Raw genomic sequence first — 17336 nt, forward strand, 5'->3', positions numbered from 1 at the left:
GAAAGAGCCCCAAATGAAGATCTCGATGCGCAACCGCAAGATCATCCTGGCAGCAATTCTTGTCGCGTTCTTGCTTCCGCCCTTTCTCGGCGTGAACGGATACGCACTTCAGGTTCTCGACATGGCCTTCATCTACGCCATAGCCGCGCTGGGTGTCACCATCGCCACCGGCATCACCGGTATGGTCGTCCTGGGACAGGCCGCTTTCATGGGTCTTGGCGCCTACACTTCCGGTCTCATCATGACCGGCACCTCTCTGCCCTGGTGGCTTGCACTGCCGATCGCGATCGTCGTCACCGGGCTCATCGGCGCCGGGCTCGGCCTGATCAGCACCCGCATCAAAGAGCACTATCTCGCCATCACCACACTCGGTCTCAACGAGATCTTCCGCCTCATCGTTTTGAACGAATCCTGGCTCACCGGCGGTCCGTTCGGTCTGCGCGACATTCCGACGCTTCAGATACCGGTCATGGGCGGCGGACTGGCGCAGCAGCATTATATTCCGCTCTTCGTTCTGACCGTGCTTGTCTACGCGCTGGCACTGCGAATCTACAAGACGTCGTTCGGCCGGCAGATGCGCGCGATTCGAGACGACGATCTGGCGGCAGAATCCATGGGGGTGAACTCGCGTGCCGTTCGCGTCATGGCGTTCGCCTTGTGCAGCATCTTCGGTGCTCTGGCCGGCGGCGTCTTCGTGCTCACCTTCGGCTTCATCTCGCCGAATAACTTCCTGGTTTTCGAGAGCATCAAGATGCTGCTGATGGTCGTCGTCGGCGGGCTTGGGTCGATCGGCGGGACCTTCCTGGGCGCGCTGGTCGTCGTCGGTCTCCCGGAAGTCCTGCGCGAGTTCCAGACCTACTATCTGGCCATATTCGGCATCACGGTCGTTATCATCCTCCTCACTGTTCCGAGGGGACTGGGCATCATCGCGGACTGGCTTCTCGCCCCCTGGCTGCCTGGCGAAGAAGGCAACGCGCTGGCGCAAGCGAAAGCGGAAGATATGTCCAATGCGGCGACGATCGAAGAAGAGGACGAACGCGCCACGGCCGTCGCGGTACGCCTCAGGAGCGAGCGTGAACAGGCAGTGGTGAACGCGCCGAAAGCAACTGGCGACGTGCTTCTCAAGGTCGAAAACGTCTCGAAATCATTCGGCGGCATCCGGGCCCTCAAGGATGTCCGCTTCGACATTCGTCGTGGCGAAATTCTCGGGCTGATCGGGCCCAACGGCTCTGGCAAATCGACGATGATCAACGCTTGCTCGGGGATCGTCAGAGTGACTGCGGGCAAGATCTTGCTGGACGGAAAGGTGATCTCGCATCTCCCGGCATGGGACGTCCACGCGGCTGGCGTATCGCGCATCTTCCAGAACGTCCGCGTCTGGAACTCGATGACGGTTCTCGAAAACGTCATGGTCTGTCACGCCGCGACCCGCGACACGCACGTCATCACAGGTGCCATAGGAACGGCCAAGGCCCGCGCGGACGAGGATATGGCGCGGGAGGACGCCCTGAAGGCGCTGGACCTGATGGGCATCCGCCATCTCGCCAACCGCCGCGCCAGCGATCTGTCCTTCGGCCAGAGCCGCCTCGTGGAACTTGCCCGCTCCATCGTGAACAAACCAAAGCTGCTGCTGCTCGACGAGCCCGGCGCCGGTTTGCGCGGCGGGCTGATCATGGAGCTGGCGGAAATTCTGAAGCAGCTACGCAATCAAGGCATGACCATTCTCGTGGTTGAGCATCGCGTCAAGCTGGTGGTCAGCATGTGCGACCGCATCGTGGTGCTGAATCTCGGCGACAAGATCGCAGAAGGCTCCGCCCAAAGCGTCGCCCGCGATCCAGTGGTCGTCGACGCCTATCTGGGAGGAAAGGTCGAACGCAAGCGTCGGCTCAAGGCAATCGAAACGACGACCTGAGTCGCGTCGTTTCAGCTCAATAACAGCCAACGTCATGGGAGGAGAAATTGACAATGAATGGCAAGATCAAGGCTGCACTTCTGGCAGGGGTCCTTGCGGTGGGAAGCGTTGCGACCGCATCCGCCGACGAGATCAAGCTCGGCGCGTCCGCGCCGCTGACAGGCCCGCGCGCATTGCTTGGCAAGTACTTCAAGGAAGGCGTCGACATGGCGGTCGAGGAGATCAACGCCAACGGCGGTGTCCTCGGCAAGAAGCTGTCGATTGCATATGAGGATGACCAGGCCGACAATCCCAATGCAGCCATCACCTCGATGTCCAAACTCATGGAAGTGGCCAAGGTGCCGATCGTTCTCGGACCCCACTTCTCCGTTGCACAGCTTGCGACCATGAAGAACTATTGCAACGGCTCGCTGATCTCGATCACCGGCGCCAGCGGTGTTCCGGTCACGGACCAGGGCTGTAACTACGTCATCCGCATCCGCGGCAACGACAACCTGCAAGCCAAGGCGGTGGTTGCCTACGCGCTCGACCACCTGAAGGTGAGCAAGATCGGGATCATTTCGATCAATGATGACTTCGGCAAGGGCGGCGCGGAGCGCGTTGTGGCGGCTCTCAAGGAAAAGGGCCTTTCGCCGGTCGCTAACGAGACTCACAACGCCGGCGACGCCGATTTCTCAGCTCAACTGTCAAGTCTGCAGAAGGCAGGTGCCGAACTCGTCGTCATGTGGACGCATGACAACGAATCCGCGCTGATCGTCCGCCAGACCCGTCAGTTCGGCTTGCCGTTCAAGTTCGCGGGCAGCACTTCGCTCAGCCAGCCCGTCTTCATCGAGCTTGCCGGCCCGACCGCGGAGGGCGTTGTGAGCGCGACAGACTTCCTGCCGGCCAACCCCGACCCGAACGTCAAGGCGTTCGTCGAGAAGTTCCATAAGAAATACGGCGAGATGCCGGAACTCTACGCCGCGACCTACTACGACGGCGCCATCCTCGCCGCCAAAGCGATCAACGACGCAGGTACCACGGACGCCGTCAAGGTGCGCGAGGCGTTCGCCAAGATGGATACGCAAGGGGTTCTTGGCCACTACAAGTGCGAAGCCAACGGCGATTGCAATCATCAGACCAACATTGTCGAGATCAAGAACGGCCAACCCTCGTTGCTGACGGTCGTCAAATTCTAAGGAACAGACATGCTGTCAGTCCCGGAAAACTCGCCGGCGGGAGCCGGCGAGTTCATACTCAAGCTGAGCAACGTCGATTCCTACTACGGTAAGGCCCAGATTCTCTTCGATCTGTCGCTGGAGGTGAAAGAGCGGGAGGTCGTGGCCGTCATCGGCGCCAACGGCGCCGGCAAGTCGACCACGCTCAACGTCATCATCGGGCGGGTGAAGCCTGCTGCCGGAAGCGTCACACTCGATGGTGAATCGATTGGTGGTGACGGGATACAGGCGATCGTCAAGAAAGGCATCACCTGCGTCCCGCAGCGTCGCCGCATCTTCCCGACGATGACAGTACGTGAAAATCTGGAAGTCGGCTCCTACATCCGACGCCACGATAAGGCCGGAACGCGTCGGGTGATGGAAGAGGTTCTGAGCCTTTTTCCGGTCTTGGCGAAGAAGGCGAATTCGCTGGGCGGCCTCCTGTCCGGAGGCGAACAGCAGATGCTGGCGATCGGGCGCGGTCTGATGGCGCGGCCGCGTGTGCTTCTCCTTGACGAGCCCTCCATGGGCCTGTCGCCGAAACTCACCACGGAAATGTTCGAGGACATCCGTCGCATCGCCGATATGGGACGTACTGTGCTGATCGTCGAGCAGAACGCCTACGCAGCGCTTTCCGTCGCCGACCAGGGATATGTCCTCGAAAATGGCCGGGTCGCGCTTTCGGGCGATGCGGACGACCTGATCGAGAACGATTACGTGCGCCAAACCTATCTCGGCGCATAACGAAAGCGGCAGGCAGTCCATTGGATCACCCCCCCGTCACCCAAACCTTCAGGGACGAGCTTTCCAACCTGTTTGGAGACAGGGCGTCTTTCTCGTTGGTGCTTCGCGAACAGCATAGCCACGGCGAAGGCTATTCGTTTCAGGGCATGCCGGATGCGGTTGTCTTCGCAGAAACGGCCGACGACGTCGCCGATTTGGTCAAGCTCTGCCGTAGACACGGCGTTCCCGTTGTTCCCTTCGGTGCGGGGTCGTCGCTCGAAGGCCATGTCGCCGCGGTACGCGGCGGCGTGAGCCTGAACATGATGCGCATGAATCGCATATTGGACGTGTCGGTCGAGGCGCTCGACTGCCGGGTCGAGGCCGGCGTAACGCGCGAGCAACTCAACGCCCACCTACGAACCCAGGGCCTTTTCTTCAGCGTTGATCCGGGCGCGGATGCCACGATCGGCGGGATGGCGGCCACCCGTGCATCCGGCACCAATGCCGTCCGCTACGGCACCATCCGCGAAAACGTGCTTGGTCTCACGGTCGTGACGCCGTCGGGCGTAATCATCCGAACCGGCGGCCGGGCCCGGAAGTCGTCGGCGGGCCTCGATCTCACCCGGCTCTACGTGGGCAGCGAGGGCACGCTCGGCGTCATCACAGAAGTCCAGGTCAGGCTTCAGGGCTTGCCCGAAGCAGTCCTCGTCGCAACATGCCAGTTCGACACATTCGAGAACGCGGTTGCCACCGTCACGACGGCGCTGCAGTCCGGTCTTCGCCTTGCGCGGATCGAGCTGCTCGACGAAGTGCAGATGCGCGGCTGCATCGGCTATTCGAAACTTGAAGGCTTTGCGGCGAAACCAACCCTGTTCATGGAATTCCATGGTTCTCCCGCCGGCGTACGCGAGGACGGCGCCGCCATGCAGAAACTGGCGCTCGAGTTCAACGGCAGGCATTTCCGTCATGCCGAGCGGCCGGAGGAAAGAACCCTTCTCTGGAAGGCGCGGCATAACTGCTATCATGCCACCAAATGGCTCTGCCCCGGCAAGGACAACATGGGCACGGACGCCTGCGTTCCGCTGTCGGAGTTCGCTGCTTGCATAACTGAAACAAAGCAGGATGTGCGAGACAGCGGATTGATTGCCCCGCTTGTCGGGCATGTCGGCGATGGCAATTTTCACCTTGGCATCATGCATGATCGGAACGATCCGGACGAAACCGCACGGGCCGAAGCGCTCGCCGTGCGCGTGGCCGAACGCGCGATCCGTTATGGCGGGACTTGTACCGGCGAGCACGGCATCGGCCTGCACAAACGGCGTTTCATGGAAGCGGAACACGGAGCGGCGCTCGACGTCATGCGGGCGATCAAGCAAGCGCTGGATCCCGACAACATCATGAATCCCGGCAAGATGCTTCCCGACCGGATCGACTGACGACGAGAGCACGGCAAGGCAGAATCAAGTTCCGCTATTCGGGAAACGGAGTGACGATGAAGAAGATAATGAACAGTGCATCGACCTATGTCGACGACGTCTTGGCCGGGCTCGTACTCGCTCATCCGCGGCTGGCTCTGGGCGGCTCGGCAAACCGTGTCGTCCATCGCGCTGGCGGCGCGCGCAAAGGCAAGGTTGGCATCACGTCGGGCGGCGGATCCGGCCACTTGCCGCTGTTCACGGGCTATGTTGGGCAGGGGATGCTGGATAGCTGCTCCATCGGCAACGTCTTTGAAGGTCCGAACGTCGAGAGTTGCATCGATGCGATCAAGATCGCGGACGGCGGTGCGGGTGTGCTGCGCCTTTACGGGAATTACGGCGGCGACCGCATGAATTTCGACATGGCTGGTGAATTCCTCGAGGGCGAGATCGAAACCACAACCGTGCTCGGCACGGATGACGTCGCCAGCGCTTCGCCGGATGAGGGAAAGAAGCGCCGGGGCGTCGCTGGCATAATCTACGCATACAAGATCGCCGGAGCAAAGGCCGAGGAAGGCGCGGATCTCTCTGCCGTTACCGCAACGGCAGCCAAGGCGGTTGCAGCGACGAAGACGATAGGCCTAGCCCTGTCACCCTGCCAGGTGCCAGGGTCGGCGAAGCCGACCTTCGAGATTGCGGCAGACGAGTTCGAGTTGGGAATGGGTATTCATGGTGAGCCGGGGCTGTGGCGCAGCAAGTTGAAGCCTGCTGACGAAATCGTCGACGACATGCTTTCCCGTCTTCTCGAAGAGCGCCCGGCCGGCCACGGCGGCCGTGTTTCAGTGCTTGTGAACAGCCTCGGCGCAACGCCTCTGGAAGAGCTGCTGATCATGTATCGCCGCGTAGCCGCCAAGCTGAGGGAAACAGGGATCGATATCGTCCAGCCGCTGGTGGGACACTACGCCACTTCCATGGAAATGGCCGGCGCTTCGATCAGCCTCTGCTTCCTGGACGAAGAACTCGAACACCTCTTGAGCGCGCCCTCCGGCAGTCCTTTCTGGGAGGTCAAGTGATGACCGGGATTACAGTTCACACCATCCGCAATGCGGTCGAAATCGCCAACACGCGCATGGCGACGTTGGAAGAGGAGCTGAACCGTGCCGACTCTCAACTTGGGGACGGTGATACGGGCGTGATGCTCAGCCGTGTTCTGGGTAAATTCTCCGAGACGGACATCTCGACATCGCCCGATGTCGGTGGGGCGTTGCAGATGCTGGCGCGGGCGGCAGCGGCGACCACAGGCTCCAGCCTTGGCACGCTGTTCATGACCGCGCTGCTTGCAATCGGAAAGAAGACCAAGGGCATGGCATCCGTGCCGTGGAGCGACTTGTCCGACCTTCTGCAGGCGGCTCTTGAGGCCATGATCCAGCGCGGCGGCGCCTCGCTTGGCGACAAGACGGTGCTTGACGCCATCCATGCCGTCGCCATGGCCACGCAAGGCGTTGATGATCAAGCGCACATCGCGACAAAGGCGTCTCACGCCGCCGATCAGGCGCTTATCTCTTTCCAGGGGAAGCCCTGCAAGATCGGTCGTGCCCGCATGTTCGCTGATAAAAGCATCGGTATCGACGATCCCGGCATGCTGGGCTTCGTGCGCCTTGTCAACGCGCTTGCCGCCGGCCGCTGAAGCAACACATTCAAAGAGAGAAAAGGCCGGGTCCAGTCGGATGTGGTCTTTCCCGTGGCGTTTCTCCGGAGCATCACGGGTGATGGCCGATCCGTTGGCCGATCAGGTTGGCGTGATGGATCACGATCTTGGACAGTTCCTCGATATCCGACATGTTGATCTGCCAGCTCGGACCACTGACGCTGATCCCGGCGATGACTTCGCCGGATTGATTTCGGATAGGCGCGCCAACGCAGCGCAGGCCCGGCTGATGCTCCCCATCGTCGATGGCATAGCCGCGCTTGCGGATCAGCTCCATCTCTTCCAGAAGCGCCGGACCGGTCGTGATCGTCGCCTCCGTATAGTAGCGCAGACCGGCTTGGATCACCTTCTGAATGACTGCATCCGGCTGCCATGCGAGGATGGCCTTTCCGACGCTCGTGCAATGGACCGGCGCGTTTTCGATCGAGGTCGACATTGGCGCATGGTCCGGCGAAGGATCAGCACGGTGAATGACCACGGCGCTGAGGCCATCGAAGATCGCCAGATGCACCGACTGGCCGCTCATCCGCTTTAGAGAATCGACGATCGGCCTTGCCTCGCGATGCAGGTCGAGGTTCATCAGAACGATGTTGCCGAGCTCGAACAGCTTGAGGCCGAGCCGGTATTTATCGCGTTCGCGATCCTGGTCGAGAAAGCCGACTTCCCGCAGCGACGCCATCAAGCGATGCGTCGTGCTCCGTGGGAAACCTGTCTTGTCGCAAATCTCTGCAAGCGACAACGCACGCTCGTTGACCGAGAAACACTCCAGAACCCGCATGATCTTCATCAGCGACTTCAGGTTTTCGTCGGAACCGCGACCATTCGATTTCGCAGTCTTCGGTTCGTTGGGGTTTTCGAGAGATGGGTCCATAGGCATTCTTTATCATAAATCCCGGCATCCGGTACACAAGTTCCGATTTTCCTGAAAACATGTCGCTTGTCGAGGGCGGATTTGCCACACCGCTTGTTGACACCGGAATTTCATCCCAATATGTTCCAAATACGAAACGTCATCCCGTATTGTGGAATTCATTACAGGGCCCGATGCGGCGTTTCATGATCAAGGAGGAGAGGTTTTCATGCAGCAAGAGAGCAAACTGGCCCTGAAGGCGAAACTGCGGGGCATTCTGCCGCCCGTGACGATGCCCTTCGACGAGAAAGGAAGACTCATTGCGTCCGGCATTAGGAAGCAGATCGATTTCATGATCGATTCCGGCGTTCACGGGATCGTCGCCGGCGGCAGCACGGGTGAAGGCCACACGCTTTCGACTGAAGAATTCGTGGAGTCGATGGAAGCCACCCACGCGGCGATCGCGGGCCGAGTACCTTTTGTCGTCGGGCTGATCGTCAACTCGACGATCGAGGCCATCGAACGGACCAAGAAGATCGCTCACCTGAAGCCGGACGCGCTCCAAGTCACGCCGGTACACTATCTCTTCAAGCCAGGCCCCGAAGCGACCATCAAGCATTTTCGCGAAATCTATGAAGAAACCGGTATTCCGATCCTGATCTATAACGTCATTCCGTGGAACTACCTGTCCGCCGAACTGATGCTCAGGATCATGGAAGAAGTTCCCGGCGTCGTCGGCATGAAACAGAGTTCGGGCGACCTCAAGTCACTCTCCGACCTTCTGGGTGCTGCCAAGAGCGAGAACATCGTCCTCACCGGCATCGACGCACTTCTCTATCCGGGCTTCGCCCTGGGCGCTCACGGCGCGATCTCGGCGCTCACCTCGGCGCTGCCGAAACAGACCGTGAAACTCTATGATGCGGTCAAGAGCGGCAATCATGAAGAGGCGCTCAAACTTCACTGGAAGCTGAACGGTATCTGGAACGTGGTTCGACACGACAACCTGCCGGCTTGCACCAAGTACATCCAGTCGCGGCAGGGTGTCGACTTCTTCCTCCCGCGCGCACCGATGGAGCCCGTTTCGAACGAGATCAAGAATGTGATCGACGGCGCACTGAAGGCTTTCGCCATCTGACGCTTGGCCTTTCACGTCCCGCCGCGTTGGCGGGGCGCCTCGGGCGAAAATCGGTCTCATGTGTCTTTGGAGGGGGAAAACATGAAGGGCTCGGAGAAGACCGATTGGGAGGCCGAGGTTGCTATAATCGTGGGCGAACCCGCCTATCTGATCGACGAAAGCGAGGCGATGTCGAGGACCGCCGGCTTCTGCATCTGCCACGACGGATCAGAGGGCGCCTTCCAGATGGAGAGGGGCGGACAGTGGGTCAGGGGCAAGAGCGGCCCCACCTGCGGACCTCTTGGTCCATGGCTCGTCACGCCAGATGAACGCGATGTGCAGAACCGCGACGCCTGGCTGAAGGTCAACGGCGACCGCATGCAGTCTGGTACGACGTCGACAATGATCTTCGGCTTCGCGACCATTCTCGCCTATCTCGCGCAGTTCATAAAGCTCATGCCCGGTGACGCGATCACCACCGGCACCCCGCACAGTGTCGGTATGGCGATGGACCCGCCGCGCTTTCTGAAAGCGGGCGATGTCCTGCGCCTTGGCGTCGATGGACTTGGTGAGCAGCGTCAGCAAGTCATGGCACACAGAAGGCTTTGAACACCATTGCCGGCTTCGCGCCGGCGATCAACGCATGAACGGAGGAGGAAACAATGTTCGTCAATAGAACGATTGCCAGTCTGAAAAGCGGAGTCATCGCGTCAACGCTGGTTGCCGCACTCTTTGCCGTGCCTTCGGTGTCGCAGGCTGAAATCCGCGAAATGCGCCTGCGCGCAGGCACCAGTCAGAGTGATCAGCACCCCGACTACCTCGGGTTCAAGAAGTTCGCGGAAATTGTCAGCGAAAAGAGTGGCGGCAAGATCAAGATCACCGTCGCCCCGGGGGCGACACTTGGTACCGACATCCAGATGCAGGCGAACCTCCAGGCTGGCACGCAGGACTTCATGACCACCTCGCCGGTCACGATGGCGGGCCAGATCCCCCAGGTATCGATCCTCGACCTGCCATATGTGTTCAAGACGAGCGAGGAATACGACAAGCTTATGGACGGTCCGGTCGGGGCCAAGTTCAACGAACTGATGGCGGAGAAGGGCTGGATCGGTCTCGGCTTTACCAACAATGGTTTCCGCGAAACCACCTCCAAGGTCAAACCGATCACCAAATGGGAGGATTTCGCTGGTCTGAAGATCCGCGCGATCCAGAACCCGATGTATCTTGAGCTATTTAAGACGCTCGGCGCCAATCCGACGCCGCTGCCGGTCAGCGAGATCTACACCGCGCTGGAAACCGGTACCGTCGAGGCTCAGGAAAATCCCCTGCCACAGATCGTCTTCATGCGCCTGTTCGAAGTGCAGAAGTACCTCTCGCTGACCAATCACAGCCTCAATTCCGTGGTCCTGCTCATGGGCAAGCCTTCCTGGAACAAGCTGAACGATGACGAGAAGAAGCTCATCACCGAAGCTGCGCTTGAAGTCACGCTCTACAAGCGCGATCTGGTCAAGACCAAGACGGCCAACTGGCTGAAGGCAGTCCAGGAAGCAGGCGTCGGGGTCAACGAAATCTCGCCGGACGAGCGTCAGCGGTTTGCCGTCAAAACGAATCCCATTGTCGAGAAGTTCTCAGCAGAACTCGGCAGGGACTTCTCCGACTTCTATTTTGCAGAACTGAAAAAGGTTCGGGCCGCTTCCAACTGAGCAAGCGCTCTGCCGGCACAGCTTTGCCTCGACGGGCAACCGTGCCGGCATTCTCCTCCTGTCGGAGATTTCCCATGCAAAGTTCGGTGATCAACCGGATCGTCGACGGCTATTTCAAGCTGCTCGAATTCATCCTTTTCGTCTGCATGGCAGGCATGGTCATCACGGTGTTTGGCAACGTGGTGCTGCGCTATGGCTTCAACTCCGGCATCCTCGTGTCGGAAGAGCTCTCCCGCTTCCTGTTCATATGGATGACATTCATCGGCGCTGTCGTCGTGCTCCGTGAACACGGTCATCTCGGCATGGACACCGTGATCAAGATGCTCCCGCTAAACGGCGCGAAGGTCGCCAAGGCGATCAGCGACGTTCTCGTCATCGTCTGTTGCGTATTCCTGATTGCGGGGACGTGGGAGCAGCACGAGGTGAACATGGGCAATCTTTCGCCCGTGATGATGGTTCCCCTCGAGTACGTCTATAGCGTCGCCTACATTTCCGGGATCTCGATGATGGTGATCACAGCCGTCAGCCTGGTCTCGACCTTCCTGCCGGGTGCGCGCGATCCCCGCCAATCTCTGTTCGTCGATGCGGAAGAAGAGGCCGCGCTGAACAGTATCGATGCCGCCGCAGGAAAGTCGGACACATGATCGTTGTCGTCTTTATCGGCGCCTTGCTCGGCGCGATGGCCCTTGGCATGCCTGTCGCCTTCGCGCTCATCGTGTCTGGCCTCGCCATGATGTGGAACATCGATATGTGGAGCCCGCAGATCGTGGCTCAGAACATGCTGAGCGGCGCCGACAGCTTCACTCTACTCGCCGTTCCCTTCTTCCTGTTTGCCGGCGAGCTGATGAATGCCGGCGGCATCTCGCGTCGCATCGTCAATGCCGCGCTTGCCTGGATCGGCCATTTCCGAGGAGGCCTCGGCTATGCAGGCATCGCAGCGGCCGTCGTTTTGGCGGCGTTGTCCGGCTCGGCGATCGCTGATACGGCCGCGGTCGCTGCTCTTCTCGTCCCGGCAATGCGCGCCTCCGGCTATTCCGTGCGTCGTTCCACCGGACTGCTGGCTGCGGGCGGCGTCATCGCACCGGTCCTGCCGCCTGCAATCGCGCTCGTGCTCTTCGGCGTCGCAGGTGGCGTCTCGATCACGCAGCTTTTCCTCGCGGGTATTTTCCCTGGCCTGCTTATGGCATTGTCGCTCGTAATCACCTGGGCGATCGTCTGCCGTCGGGACAACATCGCGCCGCTTCCCAGGAAGACGCTCAGGGAGCGGCTCAAGATTACGGCTGACGCGGGCGTGGGCCTGTTTCTTCCGGTCGTGGTGATCGGTGGCATTCGCTTGGGCATTTTCACGCCGACGGAAGCTGCGGTTATTGCGGCCGTCTACGCCCTGATCGCCGGCCTCTTCGTCTACCGGGAAATCAAGATCAACCAGCTCTACGGCTTGGTCGTCCGTGCGGCGAAGATCACGGCGTCGGTCATCTTTCTCGTCGCTGCCGCAATGGTCTCGGCTTGGCTTATCACCGCAGCCGACATTCCGAGCTACGTCAGTGCGATGCTCGAGCCGTTCATAGCCACGCCGATCCTGCTGATGTTCGTGCTGATGATCCTCGTCATCATTGTCGGCACCGCGCTCGACATGGCGCCGACCATCCTGATCCTGACGCCGGTGCTGATGCCGGCGATCAGGGAGGCGGGTATCAATCCGGTCTATTTCGGCATCCTATTCGTGATGAACAACGCCCTGGGCATGGTAACTCCACCTGTTGGAACCGTTTTGAACGTTGCAGCCAGCGTCTCGCGAATCTCGGTCGATGACGCCTTCAAGGGGGTTTTCCCATTCCTCTTGGCGGAAATCATCGTCATGCTCGTGCTGGTATTGTTCCCCGATCTGGTGCTCGTGCCACTTCGCTTCCTTATGCACTAGATGTGAGTTCTCAATAGGTTTCCTTCCGGTCCGGACCGAGGAAGCTGAGGTCGCGAGACTGCAGAGCTCCCGGAGGGACCAGATGAACATTCACAAGAATGCCCGTTTGACGCCGCTTGGTCGTGAGCATCTGGTCCGGGCGGTGCTGGGCGGGCGGACGGCGCAGGCCGCTGCCCAGGCCGCCCCCCTATGCCGCAGGCGTCTGCCTGGCGACGGCGCGCAAATGGATCGCCCGCTATCGCGCGTAGGGCGCGGCCAGTCTGGTCGACCGTTCGTCGCGGCCGCACTCCAGCCCCTCGCGGCTCGATCGTGAGGCTGAGGCCGCGATCGAGGCGCTGCGTCGCCGTCGCCTGTCGGGTCCGGTCATCGCACGCCAGCTCGGCCGACCGGTCTCGACGGTGTCGAGGTCGAGCGGGTGATGACCGACAAGGGGTCGGCCTACAAGAGCCATGTCTTCCGCGCCGCCCTGGCGGCCAGGAGCATCAGCCGCAAGCGCACCAGGCCCTACACGCCCCGCACAAACGGAAAGGCAGAACGCTTCATTCAGACATCCTTGCGCGATTGGATCTACGCCAGCCCCTTCGAAAGCTCCGATCAGAGGACCGCCGCCATGCCCGCATGGCTCGGCAACGACAACAGCTCAAGACCCCATTCCACCCTCGGCGGAATGCCTCCCATCTCAAAACGCGCGGACAACCTCCATAGCAACGACATCCAGGTTTTAGTCGTTCGCAGCCGCTCCCGATGTGGGCTCACCCCACAGACCTTGCTTGCACAGGACGGACTTAGCGGACCACGTCCTCGACGAAGGTGCACAATTCGTCCCCTCTGGAAACCAGTGCCGGTATATGGCGGGACAGGACGTAGCCGGACGCCTCGAAACGCAGCTCCTCGGGCTTGCGCATTGGAAAATCCGGAAAATGGATCAGGCCTGCGAGTTGACCAGCAGAGACGGATTCACCGAGCTCGATGCGCGGTTCAAATATCCCGGCTTCATGGGCATGAATGCGATTGTCGGCGCTCTTCCGCACCCAACGTGTCTCGGGTGACGTCTGGGCCGCGGCAGGGAGGATGCCAACACGGTCCAGAATTCGCCGCACCCCTTCAACGGCAAGTTCGAGCCCCTGGCGTGATAATGTCGCTCCACCTCCGAGTTCCGCCGTCAAACATGGGATGCCCCGCCGCATGCACTCGGCCGACAAGGTAAGGCCGCCGCCGCCGCTCTTTCCTTTGCTGACGAAACTGATCGGTGCGCCGAACCATTCGGCCAGACGCGCAAGTCCTTCCGCCTCCCGCGGGTTGCGTCCTTCCTTGACAAGCGCGCAGGGTATGAAGTCCGCGGATCGCCCACCTGCATGGAGATCGACCACGACATCGGCCAGAGGTATCAGAACAGTGCTGACATAGTGCGCGAGTATGCGCGTCGGTCCGCCGAGCGCGTCGCCTGGAAAGGAGCGATTGAGGTTTCCGCCATCGATGGGGGAGGAACGCGTACCTGCCATGACCGCCGGAAAATTGAGGGCGGGGAGAATGATGATACGACCCGATACCTGCTCCGCTTCGATCTCGCGGGCGAGATTCATCATGCCGACGATACCTTCATACTCATTGCCATGATTGCCGCCGATCAGCAGCGCCGTCGGCCCCCTGCCGTTCTTTATCGAGATCACGGGAATGGGGATATAGCCATAGCCGTTGGTTTCCTGGGAATGGTAGAGACGCAGGAAGCCGTGCTGCTTGCCGTCCTTGTCGTAATCCAAAGATGTCATGATCGGCGTTTCTGGTCCCGACGACCGCTTTCCGCTGTCGTCAGGAGGCGTTGAAGCAGCGTCGTGGACCCCAGTGACGGTTTCATTTGGTGCCAAGGCCGAATCCTCCCTTTCTGCGTATCAATTCCGAAGCCAGGATGACGATGCTCATCGAGACCAGCAGCAACGCGGCGACTGCAGCGAGGCGTGGGCTAACTGCCAGCAGCGCGTCCTCATACATGAGTTTGGGCAGGGTGGTGACACGGCCACCCGTAACGAAAAGCGCAATCGTCAATTCATCGAAGGAGATGATGAAGGCGAACATAAACGAGGCGACCATGCCGGAACGGATGACCGGAAACGTCACCCTGTGGAAGGTCTGCATCCGGCTTGCCCCCATCGTCGCGGCCGCATGATCGAGATTGCGGTCATAGCCCTTGACGACGGCGAGCACAGTCACGACGACATAGGGAATCACGATCACCGTATGACCCAGCACGACGGCAAGTGTGGTGCCGGCGATGCCGATCCGGGAAAAGAGAAAGAAAAGGCCGACAGCGATGAAGATGTTCGGCACGATCAGCGGTGCGAATACCAACCCGAACAGCGCCGACTTGCCCCTGAAATTGTCCCGGGCCAACGCGAAGGCACATGGGACAGCGAACAGCATCCCGACACTGGCGGTTATGAGCGCGACGACAAACGACCTCGTTGCGGCGCCGAGCCACACGGGAGACTCGAAGACCATCTGATACCATTGCAGCGAGAACAGCTTCGGCGGCCAGGTCAGGAACGCCTCCGAGGTAAACGACACCGGCACCACGAACAGTGTAGGGAGCGCGATGAAGGCGAAGATCAGGGCGCAGACCAGGTAGAGACCGCCGCGCGAGAAGCCTACACCCCCCCGGCGGGCCGGCACCCAGCGCGCGAAGACGGTGATTGCGGCATCGGTGATTTGGGCCAGGCCCCACGTTATTGCCGTCCCGACGCGGCCCGCATAGTTGCGGATCATGGACCCTTCAGCCGGACTGGCCGTGCGCGCCGCGCCGCCGATGACCGAGAGGCCGAAAACCCGATCGTAGATCATGAAGATCAGCATGAAGGTGATGACCAGAAGAACGCCGATGGCGCCCGCGAACTGCCAGTTCAGGACTTCGCGGATCTGGAAGATGATCAGTTGGACGATCATCGTATCCTGCGGCCCACCCAGCAAGGCCGGGGTGATGAAATAACCGAGTGAGGCGATGAAGACCAGAAGGGCGGCGGACGCGACGCCCGGCATCGTCAAGGGGAAATAGATCCGCCAGAACCGCGTGCCGCCCTTGGCGCCCATGGTCGCGGCCGCCTTGGTCAGGTTGGGGTCGATCCCCTCCATCACGGCCAGCATGGTCATCACCGCGAGCGGCATGAGCGCATGGGTCATGCCGATCATAACGCCCGTGAAATTGTAGATCATTTGCACCGGCGCATCTGTGATGCCGAAAGCCGTGAGCACTTGGTTGACGGCGCCCTTGCGGCCGAGCAGCACGATCCAGGCGAAGGTCCTGACGAGAACGCTCGTCCAGAACGGCATCAGCACGAGAATGATCAGCCAGTTGCGCGTGGACTTGCGGGACGTCGCCAGCAGATAGGCCACCGGATAGGCCCCGACGATGCAGAACAGCATCGTGAAAAAGGCCACCTTGATGGTCGCCAGCAGCACCTTGCCATAGAGTGGGACATCGACCAGCCGCTTATAATGTTCGAGCGACGGACTGCCGTCATTGTCGAAGAAGCTGATGCTCAGCAGCGTGACGACCGGCACGACAAACAGCGCCAGCAGAAATACGGCGACCGGTAGGGTCTGCCAGCGAAGCCTGTGCGTCCCCGGCCTTGCGGGAGACGGCGCCGTCGTGGCGGCGGCGACATCGGCGCTCGCCATCACGCCACCTCCCGCCGATTGTCGGCAAACACCCGACCGACATCGGCGTCCCAGCCGATGGTCAGCAATTCGCCCTTACGCACCCGCTGGCTGACGCTCGTCAACTGCGAGACCTGCAAGGTCGCACCGTCGCCGACACTTACGAAAACCTTGGTCAGCGCACCGGAAACGACAACATCCGCTACCTCACCGCGGACCAGATTGTCCTTGATTTCCGTCCCGGAGAGGATCGAAAGCGACTCGGGCCGCGTGAAGTGCACGATACCCGCGCCCTGCTCATACGGTGTCGTCGACGGCGCGCGCAGGGTGCCGATGCCGGGCAACTCCAGCACCAGGCGATCCGCATCTTCACCGACGATGCGACCGGAGATCAGGTTGGACTCGCCGAGGAAATCCGCAGCAAACAGCGTCGCGGGCCGGAAGTAGAGTTCATCGGGCGTGCCGATCTGCTCGATCCGGCCGCCATTCATCAGGCAGATGCGGTCGGACATCACCATGGCTTCTTCCTGATCGTGCGTGACATAGAGGACGGTCGTGGCCAGTTCGTCATGCAACCGCTTGATTTCGAGTTGCAGGTGGTCGCGCAGCTTTTTGTCAAGCGCACCGAGCGGTTCGTCCATCAGAATGATCGAGGGATTGGCGACGAATGCGCGCGCCAAGGCGATGCGCTGCTGCTGCCCACCAGAAAGCTGGCTGCAGTAGCGATCACCGACATGTTCCAGCTTGATCATCTCCAACGCACGCCTGATGGCTTGCGGGCGGTTCGCTGCCGGCACTTTCCGCATTTCGAGCGGAAAGGAGATGTTCTCCCTGACGGTCATATGCGGAAACAGCGCATAGTTCTGGAATACCATGCCGATGTCGCGGCCCGATGCCGGAACATGGGTCGCGTCGCGACCATCGATCCAGATCTCGCCGCCATCCGGATCGTTCAGCCCGGCCACGGCCCAAAGCAGCGTGGTCTTGCCCGAGCCGGAAGGGCCGAGCATCGTCAGGAACTCGCCATCCACGAGATCGAGATCGACACGATCCAGCGCGGTGGCGCTACCATATCTTTTGGTCAGACCACGAATTGTCAGTTTGTTCTTACATTCGGTCAACGTCAAAATCCCGCCGGGTCATGCA

At 60.6% G+C, this 17336-nt stretch carries 15 protein-coding genes and 1 pseudogene; 12 read left to right on the forward strand and 4 right to left on the reverse strand.

What is annotated here, in order from left to right; all coding sequences use genetic code 11:
- The first annotated feature begins 13 nt into the window (after positions 1–13).
- The 6 genes from C7450_RS26925 (at position 14) to C7450_RS26950 (ending at position 6933) form a co-directional block, all read left to right on the forward strand.
- Entirely contained in the window at positions 14–1912 is a 1899-nt protein-coding gene (locus C7450_RS26925; protein ID WP_170147461.1) for a branched-chain amino acid ABC transporter ATP-binding protein/permease, read from the forward strand.
- A 53-nt stretch (positions 1913–1965) separates the two neighbouring features.
- On the forward strand, positions 1966–3090 hold the full coding sequence (locus C7450_RS26930) for an ABC transporter substrate-binding protein (protein ID WP_110377578.1): 1125 nt from the start codon (positions 1966–1968) through the stop codon (positions 3088–3090).
- 9 nt (positions 3091–3099) lie between these two features.
- Positions 3100–3852 (forward strand): ABC transporter ATP-binding protein, encoded by a 753-nt coding sequence (locus C7450_RS26935; RefSeq protein ID WP_245450134.1) that lies wholly within the window; start codon positions 3100–3102, stop codon positions 3850–3852.
- Positions 3853–3950: 98 nt separating this feature from the next.
- On the forward strand, positions 3951–5267 hold the full coding sequence (locus C7450_RS26940; protein WP_245450138.1) for an FAD-binding oxidoreductase: 1317 nt from the start codon (positions 3951–3953) through the stop codon (positions 5265–5267).
- Between the two features lie 68 nt (positions 5268–5335).
- The gene (locus tag C7450_RS26945; RefSeq protein WP_425351263.1) at positions 5336–6319 is read left to right on the forward strand and encodes a dihydroxyacetone kinase subunit DhaK; all 984 of its coding nucleotides are present in this window, start codon (positions 5336–5338) and stop codon (positions 6317–6319) included.
- Positions 6319–6933: a dihydroxyacetone kinase subunit L gene (locus tag C7450_RS26950; protein WP_110377580.1), complete on the forward strand. Its 615-nt coding sequence runs from the start codon at positions 6319–6321 to the stop codon at positions 6931–6933. Before C7450_RS26945 ends, C7450_RS26950 begins: the two co-directional genes overlap by 1 nt.
- 73 nt (positions 6934–7006) lie before the next feature.
- On the opposite strand, the gene C7450_RS26955 is transcribed toward C7450_RS26950, so the two are convergent.
- Positions 7007–7825 (reverse strand): IclR family transcriptional regulator, encoded by an 819-nt coding sequence (locus tag C7450_RS26955; protein WP_110377581.1) that lies wholly within the window; start codon positions 7823–7825, stop codon positions 7007–7009.
- Between the two features lie 208 nt (positions 7826–8033).
- Here C7450_RS26955 and C7450_RS26960 point away from each other — a divergent pair, with 208 nt between their 5' ends.
- From C7450_RS26960 to C7450_RS26985, 6 genes and pseudogenes are all read left to right on the forward strand, one after another.
- Complete coding sequence (locus C7450_RS26960; protein ID WP_110377582.1) at positions 8034–8939, forward strand: dihydrodipicolinate synthase family protein; 906 nt, start codon at positions 8034–8036, stop codon at positions 8937–8939.
- An 81-nt stretch (positions 8940–9020) separates the two neighbouring features.
- On the forward strand, positions 9021–9527 hold the full coding sequence (locus C7450_RS26965) for a fumarylacetoacetate hydrolase family protein (protein WP_110377583.1): 507 nt from the start codon (positions 9021–9023) through the stop codon (positions 9525–9527).
- Positions 9528–9580: 53 nt separating this feature from the next.
- Entirely contained in the window at positions 9581–10621 is a 1041-nt protein-coding gene (locus tag C7450_RS26970; RefSeq protein WP_110377584.1) for a DctP family TRAP transporter solute-binding subunit, read from the forward strand.
- 74 nt (positions 10622–10695) lie between these two features.
- A complete protein-coding gene (locus C7450_RS26975; RefSeq protein WP_110377585.1) occupies positions 10696–11265 on the forward strand; it encodes a TRAP transporter small permease in 570 nt (189 codons plus the stop codon).
- Positions 11262–12542 (forward strand): TRAP transporter large permease, encoded by a 1281-nt coding sequence (locus tag C7450_RS26980; protein ID WP_110377586.1) that lies wholly within the window; start codon positions 11262–11264, stop codon positions 12540–12542. The genes C7450_RS26975 and C7450_RS26980 overlap by 4 nt, the downstream gene beginning before the upstream one ends.
- 82 nt (positions 12543–12624) lie before the next feature.
- Positions 12625–13248, forward strand: a pseudogene (locus C7450_RS26985) (leucine zipper domain-containing protein); the annotation flags it as partial.
- A gap of 79 nt (positions 13249–13327) precedes the next feature.
- Here the strand turns inward: C7450_RS26985 and C7450_RS26990 are convergent.
- From C7450_RS26990 to C7450_RS27000, 3 genes are all read right to left on the reverse strand, one after another.
- Entirely contained in the window at positions 13328–14311 is a 984-nt protein-coding gene (locus C7450_RS26990) for a succinylglutamate desuccinylase/aspartoacylase family protein (protein ID WP_110377587.1), read from the reverse strand.
- A gap of 82 nt (positions 14312–14393) precedes the next feature.
- On the reverse strand, positions 14394–16211 hold the full coding sequence (locus C7450_RS26995) for an ABC transporter permease subunit (RefSeq protein WP_110377588.1): 1818 nt from the start codon (positions 16209–16211) through the stop codon (positions 14394–14396).
- The gene (locus C7450_RS27000; RefSeq protein ID WP_245450135.1) at positions 16211–17317 is read right to left on the reverse strand and encodes an ABC transporter ATP-binding protein; all 1107 of its coding nucleotides are present in this window, start codon (positions 17315–17317) and stop codon (positions 16211–16213) included. The genes C7450_RS26995 and C7450_RS27000 overlap by 1 nt, the downstream gene beginning before the upstream one ends.
- Positions 17318–17336 lie beyond the last annotated feature (19 nt).

It is taken from the genome of Chelatococcus asaccharovorans (assembly GCF_003201475.1).
In the GTDB taxonomy this organism is placed as follows: Bacteria; Pseudomonadota; Alphaproteobacteria; order Rhizobiales; family Beijerinckiaceae; genus Chelatococcus; species Chelatococcus asaccharovorans.